The 19308-nt window shown below is 68.2% G+C and carries 14 protein-coding genes and 1 pseudogene; 9 read left to right on the plus strand and 6 right to left on the minus strand.

All coding sequences use genetic code 11. From position 1 onward, the window contains the following. Positions 1-96 precede the first annotated feature (96 nt). On the minus strand, positions 97-801 hold the full coding sequence (locus AB5J56_RS10665; protein ID WP_369232364.1) for a DUF2993 domain-containing protein: 705 nt from the start codon (positions 799-801) through the stop codon (positions 97-99). A gap of 86 nt (positions 802-887) precedes the next feature. Between AB5J56_RS10665 and AB5J56_RS10670 the strand changes: the two genes are divergently transcribed. Further along, a complete protein-coding gene (locus AB5J56_RS10670) occupies positions 888-1553 on the plus strand; it encodes a TetR family transcriptional regulator (RefSeq protein ID WP_369232366.1) in 666 nt (221 codons plus the stop codon). A 45-nt stretch (positions 1554-1598) separates the two neighbouring features. Here the strand turns inward: AB5J56_RS10670 and AB5J56_RS10675 are convergent, their stop codons facing one another. Continuing rightward, entirely contained in the window at positions 1599-2372 is a 774-nt protein-coding gene (locus AB5J56_RS10675) for a hypothetical protein (RefSeq protein WP_369232368.1), read from the minus strand. A gap of 416 nt (positions 2373-2788) precedes the next feature. Between AB5J56_RS10675 and AB5J56_RS10680 the strand changes: the two genes are divergently transcribed. The 4 genes from AB5J56_RS10680 (at position 2789) to AB5J56_RS10695 (ending at position 8419) form a co-directional block, all read left to right on the plus strand. After that, positions 2789-3001, plus strand: a complete 213-nt coding sequence (locus AB5J56_RS10680) for a CorA family divalent cation transporter (RefSeq protein WP_369242485.1) — start codon at positions 2789-2791, stop codon at positions 2999-3001. Between the two features lie 734 nt (positions 3002-3735). Beyond that, on the plus strand, positions 3736-5274 hold the full coding sequence (locus AB5J56_RS10685) for an RICIN domain-containing protein (RefSeq protein WP_369232369.1): 1539 nt from the start codon (positions 3736-3738) through the stop codon (positions 5272-5274). Between the two features lie 260 nt (positions 5275-5534). After that, complete coding sequence (locus tag AB5J56_RS10690) at positions 5535-6875, plus strand: jacalin-like lectin (RefSeq protein WP_369232371.1); 1341 nt, start codon at positions 5535-5537, stop codon at positions 6873-6875. A gap of 167 nt (positions 6876-7042) precedes the next feature. Next, positions 7043-8419, plus strand: a complete 1377-nt coding sequence (locus AB5J56_RS10695) for a glycoside hydrolase family 43 protein (RefSeq protein WP_369232373.1) — start codon at positions 7043-7045, stop codon at positions 8417-8419. 255 nt (positions 8420-8674) lie between these two features. On the opposite strand, the pseudogene AB5J56_RS10700 reads toward AB5J56_RS10695, so the two are convergent. Then, positions 8675-9026, minus strand: a pseudogene (locus AB5J56_RS10700) (transposase family protein); the annotation flags it as partial. A gap of 532 nt (positions 9027-9558) precedes the next feature. Here AB5J56_RS10700 and AB5J56_RS10705 point away from each other — a divergent pair. The 3 genes from AB5J56_RS10705 to AB5J56_RS10715 all read left to right on the plus strand — a co-directional run bounded on the left by AB5J56_RS10705 (position 9559) and on the right by AB5J56_RS10715 (position 13292). After that, positions 9559-10971, plus strand: coding sequence for a family 2B encapsulin nanocompartment shell protein (locus tag AB5J56_RS10705; RefSeq protein WP_369232375.1), 1413 nt, complete (start codon positions 9559-9561; stop codon positions 10969-10971). 105 nt (positions 10972-11076) lie between these two features. Further along, positions 11077-12384, plus strand: a complete 1308-nt coding sequence (locus AB5J56_RS10710; RefSeq protein WP_369232377.1) for a family 2 encapsulin nanocompartment cargo protein terpene cyclase — start codon at positions 11077-11079, stop codon at positions 12382-12384. A 5-nt stretch (positions 12385-12389) separates the two neighbouring features. Beyond that, positions 12390-13292: a geranyl diphosphate 2-C-methyltransferase gene (locus tag AB5J56_RS10715; RefSeq protein WP_369232379.1), complete on the plus strand. Its 903-nt coding sequence runs from the start codon at positions 12390-12392 to the stop codon at positions 13290-13292. Between the two features lie 70 nt (positions 13293-13362). Here the strand turns inward: AB5J56_RS10715 and AB5J56_RS10720 are convergent, their stop codons facing one another. After that, positions 13363-15156, minus strand: coding sequence for a cellulase family glycosylhydrolase (locus AB5J56_RS10720; protein ID WP_369232381.1), 1794 nt, complete (start codon positions 15154-15156; stop codon positions 13363-13365). A 350-nt stretch (positions 15157-15506) separates the two neighbouring features. Here AB5J56_RS10720 and AB5J56_RS10725 point away from each other — a divergent pair, with 350 nt between their 5' ends. Then, positions 15507-16109 (plus strand): dihydrofolate reductase family protein, encoded by a 603-nt coding sequence (locus tag AB5J56_RS10725; protein ID WP_369232383.1) that lies wholly within the window; start codon positions 15507-15509, stop codon positions 16107-16109. 118 nt (positions 16110-16227) lie between these two features. On the opposite strand, the gene AB5J56_RS10730 is transcribed toward AB5J56_RS10725, so the two are convergent. Beyond that, positions 16228-16521 carry a putative quinol monooxygenase gene (locus AB5J56_RS10730; protein ID WP_369232384.1) on the minus strand — a complete coding sequence of 98 codons (294 nt, stop codon included), beginning with the start codon at positions 16519-16521 and terminating at the stop codon, positions 16228-16230. Between the two features lie 15 nt (positions 16522-16536). Beyond that, positions 16537-19098, minus strand: coding sequence for a GH32 C-terminal domain-containing protein (locus tag AB5J56_RS10735; RefSeq protein WP_369232386.1), 2562 nt, complete (start codon positions 19096-19098; stop codon positions 16537-16539). Positions 19099-19308 lie beyond the last annotated feature (210 nt).

Genomic DNA, 19308 nt, shown 5'->3' on the forward strand with positions numbered 1-19308 from the left:
CGTCCGGGGATCAGGACCGGAGAGGCGGGGGGACCGCGTGGGGGCGCCGGTGGGTCAGGCGTCGAAAGTGGCGGGCCGCCGGGGGACGCCGATGGGTCAGGCGTCGAGGGTGGCGGGGCCGCCGCGGAGGGACAGGCTCAGGCCGTCGTCGGTGACGGTGAGCCGCTGCGGCTTCAACTCCAGTGGCAGGTCGGACAGTTCAACGGTGCGCCGGGCCTTTTCGGTGAGCTTTTCCGACAGGGCCTCGGGCAGGGGGTTGCCGTTGAACGTGGGCTGCTCGGGAGTGATCTCGATCGCCGTGCCGTGCAGGGAGGGCTCCAGGGGAATGGCGACCGCGCCTCCGGGACCGGCGCGGACGATCAGCCGTCCGCTCACGGGGTCGGGCGCCATCGTGCCGTTCATCCGCCGCAGCCGGTCGCCGGTGAGGGACTCGGTGCCGATTCCGACGTCCACGGTGGTCGACCGCACCGTGACCGCGCCGGCGCCGGGGCGCACGTCGCGGAGCCGGGCATCGATGTCGAGACCGTGAAACTGGTTCACGGACGCCCCGGCGGCCTCCAGCTCGACCTCGGGATAGACGCCCTGGGCCAGCTGCCACAGCGCCGGTGTGCTGCCCAGGCCGACGTCGGGGGTCTCCCCCAGCCGGTTCTCGGCCGCGGTGGCGAACCGGTCGGCCACCCGGCCGCGAACCGTCAGCTCGGCCGTGCCCGCGGCGCCGGCCAGGACGAGGACGGTAACCACGGTGACCGCGGTGCGCGGCCGCGACCGGGCTCGGCGCAGCAGCCCGCGAAAAAGTGTCATGACTGACACGATACACAAAGTGTCAGGACTGACAGTTTCCATGAACGCGACAGAACGGTGCCTGAGGTGCGTGACAGGATGAGGGCGTGAACGAGGAGGGCATGCGCGCGGAATCCGTGAACGTGGACAGCGGAGCCGAGGAGGGGCGGAGGGCCCGGAAGAAGGCCGCCACACGCCAGGCACTGCAGCAGGCGGCCGCCCGCATGTTCGCGGAGCACGGCTTCCAGGAGACGGCGGTCAGGGACATCGCCGCGGCGGCCGGGGTCACCGAGCGGACCTTTTTCCGCTACTTCCCCTCGAAAGAAGACCTGATCTTCGCCGGGATCCTCGACCTGGTGCCCTTGCTGAAGAGGGAGATCCCCCGGCGGCCCTCGACAGAGCCCCCGCTCTCGGCCGTCCTGAACGGGCTGCTCGCAGCCGCCGCCGCGCTCGACTCGGGACTGGCCATCCTCTTCGTCGGCGCACCGCCCCGCTCCCTGTCGGGCAGCGCGCCACGCTCCCACGTGCTGACCTCCTTCGAGGACGGCATCGCCGACGCGCTCGAGACGCGCTTCGCGCAGCAGGCGCCCGACGAGCCGCCCCACAAGCGCGCGCTGCGCGCCTCGGTATTGGCCCGCGCGGCGGTCGCCGCCGTCCGCGGCGCCCTGATCGCCTACTCCTCCGACAGCACCGGGGACGCGGACCATCGCTCCGTCGACGACTTCACCGCGCTGCTGGAGGAAGCGTTCGAGGTTCTGCGGGGCGCCGCATAGGGCTGCCCTTCGCGGGAAGCCGCGCGGGCCGTCCGACCTGCTTGGTCAGCCGTTCGGGTAAGCCTCGGCAATCTGCTTGGCGTGCAGGACCTGCCACTGAGCCAGCATGTCGTGTACGAGGTAGAGGTCGCGACGACGGGTCCAGGCCTGGCCCGACTCCGTGTCATACGTGTGCGGCATGGCGAAGCCGTGCGGAGCGTACGCCTTCATGCCCCGGTCGCGGGTGGTCTGGACGCAGCGCTTGTGGTGGTCACGGAAGCCGATGACGCAGGCGGTGCCGATGCCGCCCGGAGCCTTCTTGCGGTCCTCCAGAACCTGTGCGGCGACCCCGTCGGTGCTCAGATAGGTGATCGTGCCGTCCGGCGCGATCACCGGCTCGATCGACGTGACGTCGGACATCCCGTACTTGGAGTCCAGGAAGCGGGCTATCTCCCACTGGGCGTAGACGGGGACATCCCGCCGGGCACGGACCTTGGCGACCGTGTCCGCGAGTTGCTCGTTCACCGGGCCCGGTTCGTAGCGGACCTTGGCCGGGTCGCCGCCACCGGCCGGGGGACGGTTGCCGAAGGCGTACGCCACGACGAAGTCGCAGTCCGCCGGCGGCGCCGTCTCCGGATGCCAGTCAAAGCCCACGTCGTAGACAAGTGGGATCAGGGCTTCGGCCGTGTTCTTGTCGTCAAGTTCCGAGGCCAGAACGGCACGCATGTGGGGGAGCAGACCGGTGGCGGAGCGGTCGGCCGCACGCGCAGGGGTTGCGCTCAGCAGTACGGGGGCGGCCACGCCCACGGTCAAGGCGGCGGCGAAATCGCGTCGCTTCATGAGATGTTGCTCCCATCTTGGGTCACTTCTTGGGTCACTCGACAAGGGTTCCTGCTTCAGGGGTGCGCCCCATATCGAAGAAACGATCTTCAAGTCATGAATGCTTCGGGCCTGAGTGAACTGCGCGATGTACGGGACGTGGCCTGTCGGCGCAGATCAGCCGTCGCACAAGGAACCCGTGGCGCAGCAGAGCTGACGGCCTGGGAGGGGAAGGCGATCGAGCCGGTGTTCCGGGTGAACACTCGGCGTGCCTACGGCAACGCCACAGATGGACTGACCTCCCTCGTCAAGACTGCCTGCGGCGACGGCACGCTCCGGGGAGAATCTGGGGAGTACGGACGGTACTGGTGAGCGCGTGGGGAGAATCGGCTCGTAACGCGGCACGGTCCTGAAAGACGCTCACAGACGCATCTTGGCTGGCCAGAGGCGCAGGTGACCGCATCACCGCACGTCAGCACCACCAGGTAGACAACTTCAAGAAGATCTCGTCCTGGGCGGCGATTCTGTTTGCACCCACGCTCGTCGGGACCATCTACGGCATGACCTTCGATCACATGCCTGAGTTGAGCTGGAGGTTCGGGTACCCCTTTGCGATCGGCTTGATGGGGGTTGTTTGCGTAAGTCTGTAGGTGATTTTCAAGCGACGGGACTGGCTCTAGGGTCGGATGTTCGCCCCCGAACGGCTCGCGCTGCGCGCTCTCGCACCTCAACGAAAGTGGAGCCCGACAGACCCTGGGGAGCCCCTGGAGGGAAGCGCCGCGGGCGATCTCCTCACCCTGGCGCCAGCCGCCCGAACCTTTGGGCCGCGAAGGACGCACACCTCACAGTCCGCGACGCCCAGCGCTCCGCGCAAAAGGCCACCAGACAGGACCGGTTGGCCGCTGCACGTCGAAAGAAGCCGACTGCGGAAGCAGCCGGCCCGTCACGGCGGTGACGGGCCGGCTGTCCCGGTTCCGGCAATGTTCCGCCCCTGCGACCAAAACGGGCATTCGCCCTCACCGCACTTCGGGCCGCGTCCCAATTGTCGGAGAAATGACGCCGAAGCCCCGGTCGCCCACACCTGAAGTTTTCAGGCACTTTCCACTTCACCTTTCAGGCGATTCACCTCCGCATTCGAGCGTTCCTTCGAATGAAAGTACGACTACCGCCGGTAACACTTCGCTTTCGGTGAAGCTTTGAAAAATGGTCAGTCGAAGCGCTTGTCCCGTGCAACTCGCGCATGCGAAGGTGAGCCTCCCTTAGGGCAGCCAGAGCCATGACCAGGCGAAAAGGCGCTCCTTAAAGGTATGCACCAATCAACTCACCGCTTTCCGACGGAACGTCATTCGGCATGCCGTCCTGCAATTGGAAAGGAAAGGATTCCGTGCAGGTCACTCACCCCCCACGCCCGTCGTACCCGCCCCGTCCCGGACTGCCTCCCGGAGAGCCCGATCCAGACCTCGCCGCCCAGCTGGGCGGCGAGGAGGGCGAACGGCACCACGCGACAGCCATACTGCTGGCCCGCCATTGGCTTGCCGCCCGCGACTACGCACTCCTCTGCCTGGCGTCGACGACCCCCACCGCCCACTACGTGGCCACCAGTGCATTTCAGCGGACCCTCGGCCGGCTCGCGAGCAGCACGCCCAGTGCGGCCCTACGCCCGCTGCTGCTGGTGACAGTTCGCGAGACCATTCGCGCCTGGGCCGCGGACGACAGAATATGCACAGCCATACCAGAACTGCGCAAACCCACCGGCGGTCGCGGCCTGCACGCGACCAAGGCGGAAGCACCCGCGAACCGGAAACTCGCCAAACACGCCTTCGTGGCACTTTCCAGTTTCGCCCAGTGCCTTCTGTGGCATACCGAAGTCGAGGCGGAACCCATAGACATACCCGCCGGTCTGCTCGGCATGGAAACGGTCGCCGCGAAAGCGGCAGCAGAACGAGCACGGGAGCAATTCAGGGTGGGTCTGGTACGTGCCCACCGGCAATTCGCGCCGTCCGCGGAGTGCCGCTTCTACAACCGCCTTATCGACGTGCCCATTCGACGCGGCGGCCCCCTCCTTCCGGATGTTCAACAACATCTGGCCCAGTGCGCCTACTGCCGGGCCGCCGCCGAACAACTCGGGTACTTCGAGGGCGAGTTGGGGCTTCTGCTCGCCGAGGCGGTCCTTGGCTGGGGAGGCCGTCGCTACCTCGCTTCGCGCCCCGGGAGGGGCGGCCCCGAGGAATGGGCACCCGCACCGGGACGGGAGTCGACACCTCCGACTCCGGGCGGCCGGCACCGCACCGCTTCCGAGAAGAGGCATCGCACAGCGGCCGCCGTGGCCCTCGCCTCCCTCGCCCTGCTGATGGCCGTCCTGGCGGCCCACAACTGGTCCGAGGACAGCGGCCTGCCCGGCGCGGTCACCCCCACCTGGGGCGTCTCCGCCAACAGTTCCCCGAGTACCACCGCGCCGGCCGGCACCGCGTCCGGGCGGTCCGACTCACCGGGCGAAGCCGGCCCCCAAGCCCAGGGCCGGCTGCGCAGCCTCGCCACCGGACGCTGCATGGCCGTCGACGGCCGGCTCACGGTCGGCGCAGGCATCAGCCTGGCGGCGTGTTCGTCGACCGAATCCGAACAGTGGTCATACGAATTCGACGGTCTGCTGCGCAATGACGCCGACCCCTCCCTCTGCCTGACCGCCGACCCCCAGGCCCGGAACGTCGGACTCTCGCTGTGCGTCGTGCACTCCGGCGAGGTGTCGTACACCCTCACGGGGCGTGGGGAACTCCAGCTCCGCTTTCGTCAGGACCTGGCTCTGGCGCCGGGGCGGGGCGACAAGTACACGGAGGTGGTCGTGGCGGAGCACGACGCATCGGACGGACAGCGCTGGGCACTTGAGGCTGCGGAAACGGGGCGTGCGCCCACTCCCCGCGCGTAGCCGCACTTCCGGAGCGTTCCGAACGAGGGGCGTCGCCCGCGGACGGCGACACCCCTCGGCGGCCTCCACCAGAACCGGCCCTGGGCCCCACGGGCGCGGCCCCACCGTGAATCCTCAATGGCGAGACCCCCAACCACCCGTGTATGGCAGGCGATTGCTTTGAAAGCATGCCCAAACCCTCGACAAGCCTGGGGTAACCGGCGGTAACTTCTGCCACGGTCCCACCACAACCGCTTTCCCTCCCCAGGAGACACACCTCCATGCGCAGACTCTTCGCCTGCCTCGCTGCGGCGACCACCGTCCTTGGCGCGCTCATCGCGACCGCACCCTCCGCGGCTGCCGCCGACTCCGGCACCTTCAACGTCCTCAGCTACAACGTCGCCGGCCTGCCCGAGAGCCTCTCCAGCGCCTCGACACCTCGCGACACCAGCACGACGACGATCGGCCAGCGCATCGCGCCGTACGACATCGTCCACGTCGAGGAGGACTTCAATTACCACTCCTACCTCTACGCCGCCGACACCGCCCACGCCTACCGGACCCCCACCAGCGGCGGCGCCGGCATCGGCAGCGGGCTCAACACCCTGTCCAAAATCCCCTACGACGAGGACGACTTCGAACGCGTCCACTGGAACTCCTGCCAGGTCGACTCGGGCGACTGCCTGACCCCCAAGGGCTTCACCTTCATGCGCGAGCGTCTGGCCGAGGGCGTCTACGTCGACTTCTACAACCTGCATACCAACGCCGGTACCAACGACGGTGACGAGGCCTCCCGCGCCGACAACCTCAACCAGCTCACCGACTTCATCAAGGCCCACTCGGCGGGCAACGCCGTCGTGGTGATGGGTGACACCAACACCCGCTACACCCGCAGCGCCGACACCATCGCCGAGTTCGGCGCGGCCAACGGCCTCACCGACGCTTGGGTCCAGTTGATCCGAGGCGGCGCCGCGCCCGCCAAGGGCAGCGATGCGCTGGTCTGCGACCAGTCCGGGGCCACCGTGCCCAACACCTGCGAGGTCGTCGACAAGGTCCTCTACCGGGGCAGCAAGCTCGTCTCGCTGAGCGCCACGTCGTATAACAACGAGCACGCCAAGTTCCTCACGGACGCCGGGCTCATGCTCTCCGACCACGACCCGCTCACCGTCGGCTTCTCCTGGTCGCGCAACTCCGCCTACCAGCTCAGCGACCAGTTCGGCGGCCCGCACGGCGACTACTACAACGACATCGACAGCGTCCCGGCCGGCGCCCGCGCCACCACCATCGCCCTGCGCAGCGGCGCCCGCGTCGACCAGATGAGCCTCACTCTCGCGAACGGCACCACGCTCGCGCACGGCGGCACGGGCGGCACCGCGTCCTCCCTGACCCTGGGCAGCGGCGAGTATGTGACGAGCACTCAGCTCTGCCAGGGCACGTACAGCGACCGCACGCGGATCTTCTACGCCAAGTTCACCACCAACCTCGGCAATACCCTGGCCGGCGGGACCCCGACCTCCGACTGCGTGACCCGCACCGCCCCCTCGGGCTGGCAGACAGCCGGGTTCCACGGACGCTCGGGCGACGCGGTCGACAAGATCGGCTTCATCTACACCCAGCGCTGAGCCGAACGACGGGCGTGGCCTGTGCGCACAGGTTGCACCAATGATGTTCCAGGTGATTGACGCGCACATGGCCACGCCCTACTTTCTGAGCGACTCACCGAACCACGTTCGATATCTCGATCAGCGTTTGCTGTCGTCAAGGTCCGCACACCTCCCTTGGAGTACGCATGACCACCTCTCGCCGCCGCTTCCTCGGCATGGCCGCTGCCACGCCTCTGGCCATGACCGGCGCACTGAGCCTCGGTGCCGGGACCGCCTACGCCGCCGACTCGGCGTACGTGATGTGCTACTTCACCGAGTCGACCAGCCTCGGCGACGGCACCGACTACGGCCTGCACCTGGCCGTCAGCCCCGACGGACTGAACTGGACGCCGCTCAACCAGAACAACCCGGTGGTCACCCCCACCGCGGGCGACCTCGGCCTGCGTGACCCCTTCATCCTGCGCAAGCAGGACGGCACCTTCGTGGTGCTGGCCACCGACCTGAAGGGCACCGACTGGACGTACGTCAGCCAGTACATCCACATCTGGGACTCCACCGACCTGCGCACCTTCACCGGCTACCGGCGGATGAAGCTGCACGACATGAACACCCACAGCTGGGCGCCAGAGACGTTCTGGGACGCGGGCCGCAGGCAGTACGGAGTGATCTACTCGGCCGTGAACAGCAGCGGGCACAACGTGATAATGATCAACTACACCAGCGACTTCGTCACCGCCTCCGCCCCGCAGGTGTTCTTCGACCCCGGCTATGACGTCATCGACGGCGACCTGGCCGTGGGCGTCGACGGCTACAACTACCTCTATTTCAAGGGGAACCAGACGCTGAGGGGGGCCAGATCCACCTCCCTGAACCCGGGCAGCTTCACCGAGTACAGCCCCGGCGTGGCGCACGGCGGCACCGAAGCTCCGACGCTGGTCAAGTCCCTGACGTCCGGCGGCTGGTGGCTCTGGGGCGACACCTACACCCCCAACGGCGTGTTCTACGCCTGGCAGTCCAGCAGTCTCGCCTCCGGCACCTGGACGGCCCTCGACCAGAAGACCTACACCCAGCCGGTCAACTCCAAGCACTGCGGCATCACGACGATCACCACGACCGAGTACAACAACCTGCTCGCGAAGTGGGGCGCTCCGTCCTGGAACCGGCTCAAGTCGTACAACTTTCCGGCCCGCTACATCCGCCACTCCGACTATGTGGGCCGGATCGACGAATACCCGATCGATCCGTACAAGGACTCCCTGTGGACCCTGGTCCCTGGGCTCGCCGACAGCTCCGCTGTCTCCTTCCGGTCGGTCAACTACCCGACCCGTTACCTGCGGCACTACAACTACACGCTTCAGCTGGACGTGAACGACGGCACGTCGACGTTCGCCGCCGACGCGACCTTCTACCGCACGGCGGGCCTCGCGGACGCGAGCTGGACGTCGTTCCGGTCGTACAACAACCCGACCCGCTACATCCGGCACTCCGACTACGTGCTGCGCATCGACCCCATCTCCACGGCCACGGACCGGCAGGACGCGACCTTCCGCATCGGCTACTGACCCGGGGAAGCCTCCATCTCGTACACCACCCGAAGATGGGCCGGGCGGTCGACCGCACGTGTCCTCGCCGTCGCCCTCCTGCGGCCGGACGGGACGTCAAGATCGACTGGCGCGGCGGCCGGTGGAGAGCCTCGAGCAGGAGACCACGCGCGACGCCGGACCTGGTCGACCGGCTCTTCGCCGCGACCCGACCGAACCAGCTCCGGGTCGCGGACTTGGCCTATGCCCGGACCCGGTCCGGCTGGTCCACGTCGCCTCGGCCACCTGGTGGTCGCGGGTGGGGGACCAGGGTGCCGTCCACGATCAGCACCGTGTCTCTCCGGAACCGTCTGCGGGGCTGGAGTGCGAGCAACGGCCCGAGGTGGTCGATGATGCGGTCGGCCGCGGACTTCGAGATCCCGAACAGCGGGGCCAACTGCAGCGTGAGGTTCGTCCGCCAGTACGCGGCGACCAGCAGAACCCGGTACTCCAGTGGCGGGCTCCACGGCCGGCCCTTCCGCATCGGATCCCCACCCTCCCGCCGCAACGCGTTGACCAGCTTGGCGAACTGACGCGTGCTCAGCCCGGAGAACGGGGCTATCCAGGATGTCTCCGACGCCGTAATCACACCAGCAGGTCAGAACCGGCCCCGGGGAATACACCGGCATCGTGGGCGACCTTCTCGACAGGGGCACCCGGCAGCGCATACCGAATCGTCGCCCCAGCCGCACCATTGCCCCGGCTGGGTCCTGTCGCGTTTCCGACGCCGTGACGCGAGCTGCCGACCGCGACACCTGCGGACGGTGGCAGCAGCGGGTGGGCCCCAGGGCCGACCCGATCGCCCAAGACGGCCTGGGTATACGGCACTTCCGCGGCCCTCGACTCGCTGGTTCCCCCTGTGGAAGTCGACCGGCCGCTCGTCGGGGCGCGCCGCCCGATCGGGGCTGAATCCCGCCTGTACCCGGGCAAACATTGCGCGGGCGCGATCATCGCATCGAGTTAATGTCGCCCACTTTCCTTGGTCCACGGGGCGAAGCGGCCATTAGCGTTCACCTGGATCTGGACCGATTCCCCTTCATACACCCCGTTTTTCTCCTGTCTGTTGTCCGATGACGTCCACATACCTGCCATCACCGCTCTGAACAAGGAGAGCTCGCCCGATGACTGTTGACTCGAGCCCCGAGGCGCGACCGGAGCCACCCCGGCAATCCAGTCTCGGCACGGCGGCCGCCCGCAACCTCGCCACCACCACCAAGTCCGCCCCGCAGATGCAGGAGATCACCTCTCGCTGGCTGCTGCGAATGCTTCCCTGGGTGGAGACCAAGGGCGGGGTCTACCGGGTGAACCGTCGCCTGACCTACACGGTCGGCGACGGGCGCGTGGAGTTCGTCCAGGACGGCGCCGGCGTCCGGGTGATCCCCCATGAGCTCGGTGAACTGGCCCTGCTGCGCGGCTTCGATGACGTGGAGGTACTTACCGCCCTCGCCGACCGGTGCGTCCAACGCGACTTCCGGGCCGGCGAGACGCTGGTGGAACGCGGTGCGCCCGCGGATCAGCTCCACCTGATCGCCCACGGCCGCATCAGCCAGACCTCCATCGGCGAGTACGGCGACGAGGTCACCCTGGACGTACTTGCCGATGGCGACCGGTTCGGGGACCACGCCCTGCTGGACGGGAACGCCCCTTGGCAGCACACCGCCACCGCCGAGACCTCGGGCACCCTGCTCACCCTGTCTCGCGCCGACTTCGAGGCCGTGCTGTCCACGGCTCCGGGCCTGCGGGACCACGTCGAAGCGTTCACATCGCTTCCCCGCCAGCGGCAGAACCACCGCGGCGAGGCGGAGATCGCGATGTCGGCCGGCCACACCGGCGAGCATGAACTGCCCGGCGCGTTCGTCGACTACGAACTGAAGCCGCGCGAGTACGAACTCTCGGTCGCGCAGACCATTCTGCGGATCCACACCAGGGTCGCGGACCTCTACAACGGGCCGATGAACCAGACCAAGGAGCAACTCAGGCTCACCATCGAGGCGTTGCGCGAGCGCCAGGAGCACGAGCTGGTCAACAACAAGGAGTTCGGCCTGCTCCACAACGCCGACTTCAAGCAGCGCTTCCAGACGCACTCCGGCCCGCCGACCCCGGACGACATGGACGAGCTGCTCTGCCGCCGTCGAGGGTCCAAGTTCTTCCTCGCGCACCCGAAGACCATCGCGGCGATCGGGCGTGAGTTCAACGCCCGCGGGCTCTATCCGGACCACGTCGACCTGGGTGGTCAGCAGGTCCCGGCGTGGCGCGGGGTTCCGATCCTGCCCTGCAACAAGATCCCCATCACGAAGGAGAAGACCAGCTCGATCCTCTGCATGCGTACCGGCGAGGAAAACCAGGGTGTCATCGGTCTTCATCAGACAGGTCTGCCGGACGAGTACGAACCGGGCCTGTCGGTCCGCTTCATGGGCGTCAGCGAACAGGCCATCACCTCTTACCTCGTCAGCACCTACTACTCCGCCGCCATCCTCGTGCCGGACGCGGTCGGGATGCTGGAGAACGTGCAGATCGCCCGCTGGCCCAGGTAGCGGGCTCGAGCTGCACAGCATGGTGCGACACCCCGGACCGTCCAGGTCGGTCGCGCACACCTGAAAGGCCCCGGGACAGCCGCCAACCCCACGAAGGAGCGATCGATGCCCGCGCCCGAGCCGACACCTCCGCAGTCGAGCCTGCAGACGGCCGCTGCCCGTTTCGGGGCGCACGTCCTCGCTGACGCCGCGGCCCGTGCCTGCGATATCAAGGCTGTCACCGGCGGCCCACCCGGTGCGCCGTCCGTGCCCGCACCACCTGCGGTTTCCGTGCCGGCACAGCCACCCCCCGATGCCCCGGCGAGCGTGCTGCCGTCACCGGCCGCCGACCTGGCACGGATCCTGCGCGGCCCCAGCGGCCTGGGCACGGCAGCCCTGCGCCTGATCCCGCGGGAGCAGCTGCCGACGCCTTCCGAGCCGGCGGCGACGGCGGAAGGCATGGCGATCCCGGGCCTCTACTACCACCAGGTGCCCGAGCCCGACCCGGTGCGGGTCGAAGAGGTCAGCCGAAGGATCAAGTCCTGGGCGCTGGACGAGGTCTCCCTGTATCCCGAGGACTGGGAGGAGCAGTTCGACGGCTTCTCCGTGGGCCGCTACATGGTCGGCTGCCATCCGGACGCACCCACCATCGACCACCTGATGATCGCCACACGCCTGATGGTGGCCGAGAACGCGGTGGACGACTGCTACTGCGAGGACCACGGAGGCTCGCCCGTCGGCCTCGGCGAACGTCTTCTGCTGGCGCACACCGCACTCGACCCCGTTCACACGACGGAGGAGTACCGGGCGCACTGGGCGAAGTCGCTCCATGCGGACGCGCCCCGGCGCGCGTACCGCTCCGCCATGGAGTACTTCGGCCGAGCAGCCAGCCCCTCCCAGTCCGACCGATTCCGGCACGACATGGCCCGGCTTCACCTGGGGTACCTCGCCGAAGCCGCCTGGGCCCAGATGGACCACGTACCCGAGGTGTGGGAGTACCTGGCGATGCGCCAGTTCAACAACTTCCGCCCGTGCCCGACCATCACCGACACCGTCGGCGGCTACGAGCTGCCGTCGGACCTGCATGCCCGGACCGCCATGCAGAAGGTCATCGCGCTCGCGGGCAACGCGACGACCATCGTGAACGACCTGTACTCGTACACCAAGGAACTCGACGCTCCTGGGCGGCATCTGAACCTGCCCGTCGTGATCGCCGAACGTGAGGGCCTCTCCAATCGAGACGCCTATCTGAAGGCGGTCGAGGTCCACAACGACCTCATGCACGACTTCGAGAGCAACGCCGCGGCCCTGGCCGTCGATTGCCCCGTCCCGACCGTTCAGCGCTTCCTGCGAGGCGTGGCCGCCTGGGTCGACGGAAACCACCACTGGCACCGGACCAACACCTATCGCTACAGCCTGCCCGACTTCTGGTAGGAAGAATGGACTCATCTGTGACCAGCACGACCAGCACCGAACTCACCGCCGCCGAACCGTCTCTGCGCATCCCCGGCCCGGCGACTCCCTACCAGGGAGACATCGCCCGCTACTGGGACGGGGAGGCCAGGCCCGTGAACCTGCGTCTCGGCGATGTCGACGGTCTCTACCACCACCACTACGGCATCGGTGAAGTCGATCACTCCTCACTCGGCGACGCCGAGGACAGCGAGAGCGAGAAGAAGCTGATCGCCGAGCTCCACCGACTGGAGTCGGCGCAGGCCGATTTCCTCCTGGGGCACCTCGGCGACATCGGGCGTGACGACACCCTGGTGGACGCCGGCTGCGGGCGCGGCGGGTCGATGGTGATGGCGCACCAACGCTTCGGATGCAAGGTCGAAGGTGTCACGCTGTCGGCCAAACAGGCCGACTTCGCCAACCGGCGTGCCCACGAACTCCGCATCCAGGACCACGTACGCGCCCGCGTCTGCAACATGCTCTCCACGCCCTTCGAGACCGGGCAGGCCGCGGCCTCGTGGAACAACGAGTCGAGCATGTACGTCGACCTGCACGACCTCTTCGCGGAACACTCCCGCATCCTCGAGGTCGGCGGTCGCTACGTGACCATCACCGGCTGCTGGAACCCCCGGTACGGCCAGCCTTCGAAGTGGGTCTCCCAGATCAACGCGCACTTCGAGTGCAACATCCACTCGCGCCGGGAGTACCTGCGTGCCATGGCCGACAATCGCCTCGTGCCGCAGGCCGTCGTCGACCTCACCCCCGCCACTCTCCCCTACTGGGAGCTGCGGGCAACGTCCTCGCTGGTCACGGGAATTGAGGACGCGTTCATCAACTCCTACAGGGACGGGTCCTTCCAGTACCTCCTGATCGCCGCCGACCGAGTCTGACCTTCTGCTGCCCCGGGGAGGCCCCGTCCCTGACGGGACGGGGCCTCTCCGGTCGACAGCCGCCAGGGGCTCAGTACGGGTGCTGGGTGAGCAGGTGCGCCTTGTAGGCCTCGCCGTAGGTGCTGGTGGGAGTGCCGTTCCAGTCGGTGATCAGGTCACTGCCGTTACTGGCGCACACCCCCCACGGGTTCCATGTCCAGGCCAGGTAGCCGACGCCGTTGCTGTCGGCCCAGTCCGTCACCTGGTCGAGGTAGTCGTGGCCGCAGGTGTTCTGGCCGACCTCGCCGGTCGTGACCGGCACTTGGGCCGCGACCGCGCCGATCTGGCTGTCCCAGCAGGCGGCCGTCACACAGCCGTTGAAGTTGTACGAGTGCCACGAGGCCATCAGGTTGCCGGCCGGATCGTCCGGCTTGTGGGTCAGCCACTGGGTGAGGTCGTTGGTCCAGGTGAGGCCGCCGGCCATGATCACATTGGTGGCGCCCGTGGCCCGTACCGCGTGGACGAGGCTCTGCATCCCGGCGACCTGGTAGTCGATCCCGGTGCAGGTGCCGCCGTCGCGCAGGCAGGTCCATGCCTCGGTGGCATCGGACCAGTTGTTAGCGGCGTCCGGGTAGGGCTCGTTGAACAGGTCGAAGACGACTGCGTCGTTGCCCTTGAACGTCTGGGCGACCTGGGTCCAGAAGTCCGGTGCGTACTGGGCGTCCGGCATCGGCTTCTGGCAGGTCGCCTTGGCGTCCGAGCAGCCGGCGCCCGGGCCGCTGTACTGGCCGTAGGTCCAGTGCAGGTCCAGGATCGGATTGATCCCGTTGGCCACGAGCAGATCCGCGTAGTCCTTGACCGCCTGCCGGTACGCCGCGCCGCTGACGCCGCCTGTGGGCACGTCGGCGGTGCCCAGCCAGCACTCCTCGTTGAGCGGCAGCCGGACCGCGTGGATGTTCCACGCCTTCATCGCGTCGACACTCGCCTGGTCCGCCGGGCCGTCCCACATCGGCTTGCTCTGGAAGCAGGCGTACTCGCCACCGGAGCGGTCGACGCCAAGCAGCCGGTAGGTGTCGCCGCTCGCGGTCTGCAGGTGGTTGCCCGAGACGTGCAGGGCAGGGGCCGGCCCGCCGTCGTCCTGGCCGGTGACGGCCACCGTGGCGGGGGCGGTGGTCGTCGTCGCGCCGCCGTCATCGACGGCGCGCGCGCTGAGGGCGTAGCTGCCGCGGGTGACGTTGGTCCAGGAGAAGGTGTACGGAGCGGTGGTGTCCGAGCCGATGACCGTGCTCCCGTTCAGGAACTCGACCCGGCTGACCGAGCCGTCCGCGTCGCTTGCCGTCGCCGCCAGACCGATGGTGGCAGGGGCGGTGAACGAGGCACCGTTCTGCGGGCTCGTCAGGCTGACCGAGGGCGGCCTGTTCCCGGCCGGCGAGCCGGTGCAGGGCACCCCGTTGAGCGCGAAGTCGGCCGGCTGGGGGAACGGGGCGGGCGGCGCGGAGCCCGCGGTGGAACGGGTCCAGTCGCCTTGCAGGCCGACGCTGGTGCCGGTCTGGCCCGTGCCGATGGCGCCGTTCCAGCCGGCGTCGGTGGCGGTGACCGACGTCGTGCCCGTGAAGGTCGCGTTCCAGCCGCCGGTAAGGGTCTGACCGCTCGGCATCGTGAACGTCAGCTTCCACCCGGTGATCGGATCGCCGAGGTTCTTGATGGCGAGAGTGGTGTTGAACCCGCCCGCCGTGGGGGTCGACTGCCAGGTGCTCAGATTCTGATACGTGACTTCACAGCCCGCGGTCGCGGCTGCGGCCGGAGACGCCACGGCCGCCATACCTGCCGTCATCAGCACCGTGGCGGCCAAGCCGGCCCCGATACGGCTTCTTCGGTGGAGCATGAGGATCTCCTCGCTCGTGTGAGGTGCACCGATGGCTGGACAACAGTGAGGTGTGGACGGAGAGCCGCGAGCTTGACGGGATGCAGACCGGTGCGGGCGCGGAGCCGGGATTCGGCCGGCAGCACGTGGCCTTGGACCGGTCGGGCAGCCAGAACCTGAAGCATGGGAGCGCTCCCACGTTGCGGTAGCATCATGCCCCTGTCAAGACCCGCGGCGCCGTTCCTGCCGAGGATCCCGCCCACGCAGATCACGACCACGCCGCGAGGGCGATCGCGTACGGGCCCTTCGCGGGCGCCGGCATGTACAACAAGGTCCATCACCTCACCGCGGCCGCCACACGAGGAGGAGCCATGGGCAACGCTGTGCTGTACATGTCGATGTCGGTCGATGGATTCATCGCCGGACCCAACGACGGTCCGGACAACGGGATCGGCGATGGCGGGAGCCGCCTGCACGACTGGTTCGGGATGGAGGCCGAGATCAGCCATCTGGACGCCGTCGCCCGCCTGTCGGGCGTGAACCGCGACGTCATGGACGAGGTGATGGCCACCGGGGCGGTGGTCACCGGCCGGCGGACGTTCGAGAACGCGGGCGGCTGGGGAGGCGACCACCACGACGGCGTACCGATCTTCGTCCTGACCCGCCGCGAGCCCGATGCCACGCTGCAATGGCCTGCGGTGACCTACGTCAGCGACGTCAAGGACGCGGTGCGCATGGCGAAGGAGGCCGCCGGCGACAAGGACGTGCTGGTCCACGGCGCGGTCACCGCGCGGCTGGCGCTGGCCGCCGGGGCGCTGGACGAGTTGCAGATACATCTGGTTCCGGTGTTGCTCGGGCAGGGCCGCCGGCTGTTCGAGGACATGCCGCCCGGGCACATCGAGCTGGAGCCCGTCCGTGCCTTCGGCGGGCCAGGCGTGCAGCACCTGCGCTACCGGGTGCGGCAGGCGGGGTGAGTCGACCGCCTTCCGCCACCGGCCCCGGTGTCGCGCTTGACGATCGCCAAGCGCGACACCGGGCCGTCGAAATGCATCGGTGACGGGCCCTCCCGAGGATGAAGCGGGCCGGCCGCGATCAGGCCGCCGGGTCGAGGAACGTCAGTACGGAGGCGTCCTCTTCGATCAGCGGTGCGAGTGCGGTGTTGAACGGGCCGCCGTACGGGGCCTTCAGATGTGCCTGGAAGGCGTCCTCGTCCCGGTACACCTCGAAGATCCAGTAGGCGCGCGGGCCGGACGCCTTGGTGTAGACGTCGAAGGCGAGGTTGCCCTCTTCTTCCCGTACCTTCCCGGCGTAGTCCCGGATCAGGCGGGAGACCTCGTCCTCCGCTCCCTCTCGGGCGGTGAACTCGGCGAGCAGGGTTTTCTTCACGTTCTTGTGTCCTTGTCAGTCGCGGTAGGAATCGAGGTGCCAGACGCGGGCCTGGTCCAGCTTCACCGAGCCGTTCTCGGCGAAGACCTGCACCCCCTGGCTTGCGGGGTCGGGGAATATCTGGTCGGTGATCACGGCCTCACCGCTGCCGCCGAAGACCTCGACGGACGACCAGTCGACGAGGATCCGCAGCTTCACCTTGCCGCTCGTGGCCTTCAGCGGTGCGGTCTGGACGCCGGGGAAGCTGCTGCTGAAGTCCGCGGCGCCGGAGTGGGTGCGGTCGACGTACAGCTCCTGCGTCGTGGTGTCGTAGCCGATGACGGTCTCCTCGCCCCCGGCGCCGGTGCGCACCTTCAGGCCGAACCGTTCGGCGTCCTTGAGGGAGAAGGTCGCCTCGATGTCGAGTGCCTTGCCCTCGGCCGCGGGGCCGATCAGGGGCTGGGAGGTGTTCTTGACGGTGACTCCGGTCGCGGACGCCGGGGGATCCTGACGCAGGGATGTCAGGCTGTTCACCGGCTTGCTGGTCAGCCGGACACGGCCGTCGACGGTGCGCAGTGCCATCTCCCGGGGAATGCTCTGCGCGCTCCGCCAGGGCGAGGTGGGGATGGCGCCGGCGTAGTCCCAGTTGTTCATCCAGCCGATCATGTACCGCTTGCCACCCGGGGCGTCCTCCCAGGACACCGCCGCGTAGTAGTCCTTGCCGTGGTCGGCCCAGTCCGCGCGCTGCACGACGGACTTCGCGGGGGCGTCGGCTGCGGTGAACCGGTCGGCGAGGATGTGGCCCCAGCCTGCGGCGTTCATGTCGACGATCTGGAGCTGCGCCTTCTTGCCCGCGTAGGGGCGCATGTCGAAGGAGGCCCAGTCCAGGGTCTCGCTGTTGGATCCCGTGGCGCTGCGGACGACCTGGCCGTCGACGATCAGGTTGACGGATGTCTCCTGGGAGACGGGCCGGGCCTGGGTGTCGGAGAGCATGATGTGGTCGACGTTGAGGTGGCCCCAGCCGCCGGTGTTGTCGTCGACGATCCTGACCTGTGCCTTCTTGCCTGCGAGGTCGCTCACGTCCCAGGACGCCCAGTTGAGTGCCTCGGCGTCCTGTCCGGTGGCGCTGCGTACCACCTTGCCGTCGACGAGGAGTTCGACGGCGGTCGGGTTGTCGGAGCCGGCGGGGTGGTTGCCGCCGCCGATGAGGAAGTTGATGTGGTCCTTGTCGATGGTGAATTCGGGTGAGGTGAGAGTGCCGGTGGTGGAGTCACCGTTCAGGTAGCTGTTGACCAGGCCGTGGCCCAGAAACCCGGAGACCTCTTGCTGGCCGGGGAGCGTGCCGGTGGCCGGTGCGGTGCCGAAGGCGTCTCCGGTCCTCGTCCAGTCGCCGTAGGTGCCGCCTTCGAAGTCGGCGAGGACCGTGCCCTCGGGCGGGGGCCCCTGCTCCATGGCGGTGCCGGGCACGTGCGGGTGCCGTCCGCCACCGACCTTGAAGTTCAGGTACGGGCTGTCGACGGTGAAGGAGGGCGAGGTCAGGGTGCCGGTGGAGGCGTCACCCGCGTGGAAGCTGTTGGCGAGGCCCTTGCCGTCGTAGCCGTCCACCGTGCCCTGACCGTCCAGGGCCCCGGCTGCCGGTGCCTGGCCGAACGCGGTGCCCGTCGTCGTCCACGCACCGAAGTCGGCGCCCTCGAAGTCCTGCATCACCGTGCCGCCGGGCGGCGTGTAGGTGCCCTTGTCCTCGGGCGTGAACTTCTTGCCGTCGAAGTCGCCGACGAAGTACTGGGCGGCCGAACCTCCCGCGATACCACCGGGGTTGATGTTGACGACCAGGACCCACTTGATGTTGTTCTCGTCGCCGTCGACGGCGAGGGGGAACAGGTCGGGGCACTCCCACACGCCGCCCGTCGCGCCGGCCGGCCCGAACTCGCTGAGCAGGCTCCAGTCCTTGAGGTTCTTGGACGAGTAGAACCGCACCTTGTGCTCGGTGGACAGCGACACCGTCATCAGCCAGCTCTTGGTGGGCGCGTACCACTGGACCTTGGGGTCGCGGAACTCGGTGGAGCCGATGTCGAGGACGGGGTTGCCCTGGTACTTGGTCCAGGTGCGGCCGCGGTCGGTGCTGTAGGCGAGCGCCTGTGCCTGCTTGCCGGTTTCCTTGGAGTGGCTGGTGTAGATCGCCACCATGGGTGGGTTCTTCTTGGTGCCGTAGCCGGTGGTGTTGTTCCGGTCGACGACCGCGCTGCCGGAGAAGACCATCTCCTGGTCGTCGTGCGACAGAGCGAGCGGAAGTTGCTTCCAGTGCACGAGGTCCGTGCTCACCGCGTGCCCCCAGGACATGTCGCCCCAGGAGTTGCCGTCCGGGTTGTACTGGTAGAAGAGGTGGTACTCGCCCTTGTAGTACACGAGGCCGTTGGGGTCGTTCATCCAGTTCTTCTCCGGCGTGAAGTGGAACTGGGGCCGGTAGGTCTCGGAGTACGACGGGTTGTCGGCAGCGTTGGCCTGAGGAGCGAGCGGGGCCGCGGCCAGGGCGCAGACGGTCGCCACCGCCGCGATCATCCGGGTGCGGGCATGCCGGGATACACGTCCAGAGCTCATGGTGTCTCCTGTGCTGCGACCGGCCGGGCGGCGGAATCTGCCGCCCGACACGGACGGACCGGAAGTGACGCCCGGTCGGCGCCGTCGTCCACGGCGTCGGCAAGGGCGCCGACAAGAGGTGTCATCGTTGACTTGTGTCATCGATGACATCGAGGCCCGATGATGTGGGCACTCCGGCCCGTGCGTCAACAGGTCGGGCCGGATTCCGCG

Source organism: Streptomyces sp. R21 (genome assembly GCF_041051975.1).
Taxonomy (GTDB): Bacteria; Actinomycetota; Actinomycetes; order Streptomycetales; family Streptomycetaceae; genus Streptomyces.

What these genes read in the sequence shown, in the direction of transcription:
- AB5J56_RS10665 (WP_369232364.1), bottom strand. Translation starts at nt 801, where the DNA reads ATGACACTTTTTCGCGGGCTGCTGCGCCGAGCCCGGTCGCGGCCGCGC.
- AB5J56_RS10675 (WP_369232368.1), bottom strand. Translation starts at nt 2,372, where the DNA reads ATGAAGCGACGCGATTTCGCCGCCGCCTTGACCGTGGGCGTGGCCGCC.
- AB5J56_RS10690 (WP_369232371.1), top strand. Translation starts at nt 5,535, where the DNA reads ATGCGCAGACTCTTCGCCTGCCTCGCTGCGGCGACCACCGTCCTTGGC.
- AB5J56_RS10695 (WP_369232373.1), top strand. Translation starts at nt 7,043, where the DNA reads ATGACCACCTCTCGCCGCCGCTTCCTCGGCATGGCCGCTGCCACGCCT.
- AB5J56_RS10705 (WP_369232375.1), top strand. Translation starts at nt 9,559, where the DNA reads ATGACTGTTGACTCGAGCCCCGAGGCGCGACCGGAGCCACCCCGGCAA.
- AB5J56_RS10710 (WP_369232377.1), top strand. Translation starts at nt 11,077, where the DNA reads ATGCCCGCGCCCGAGCCGACACCTCCGCAGTCGAGCCTGCAGACGGCC.
- AB5J56_RS10715 (WP_369232379.1), top strand. Translation starts at nt 12,390, where the DNA reads ATGGACTCATCTGTGACCAGCACGACCAGCACCGAACTCACCGCCGCC.
- AB5J56_RS10720 (WP_369232381.1), bottom strand. Translation starts at nt 15,156, where the DNA reads ATGCTCCACCGAAGAAGCCGTATCGGGGCCGGCTTGGCCGCCACGGTG.
- AB5J56_RS10725 (WP_369232383.1), top strand. Translation starts at nt 15,507, where the DNA reads ATGGGCAACGCTGTGCTGTACATGTCGATGTCGGTCGATGGATTCATC.
- AB5J56_RS10735 (WP_369232386.1), bottom strand. Translation starts at nt 19,098, where the DNA reads ATGAGCTCTGGACGTGTATCCCGGCATGCCCGCACCCGGATGATCGCG.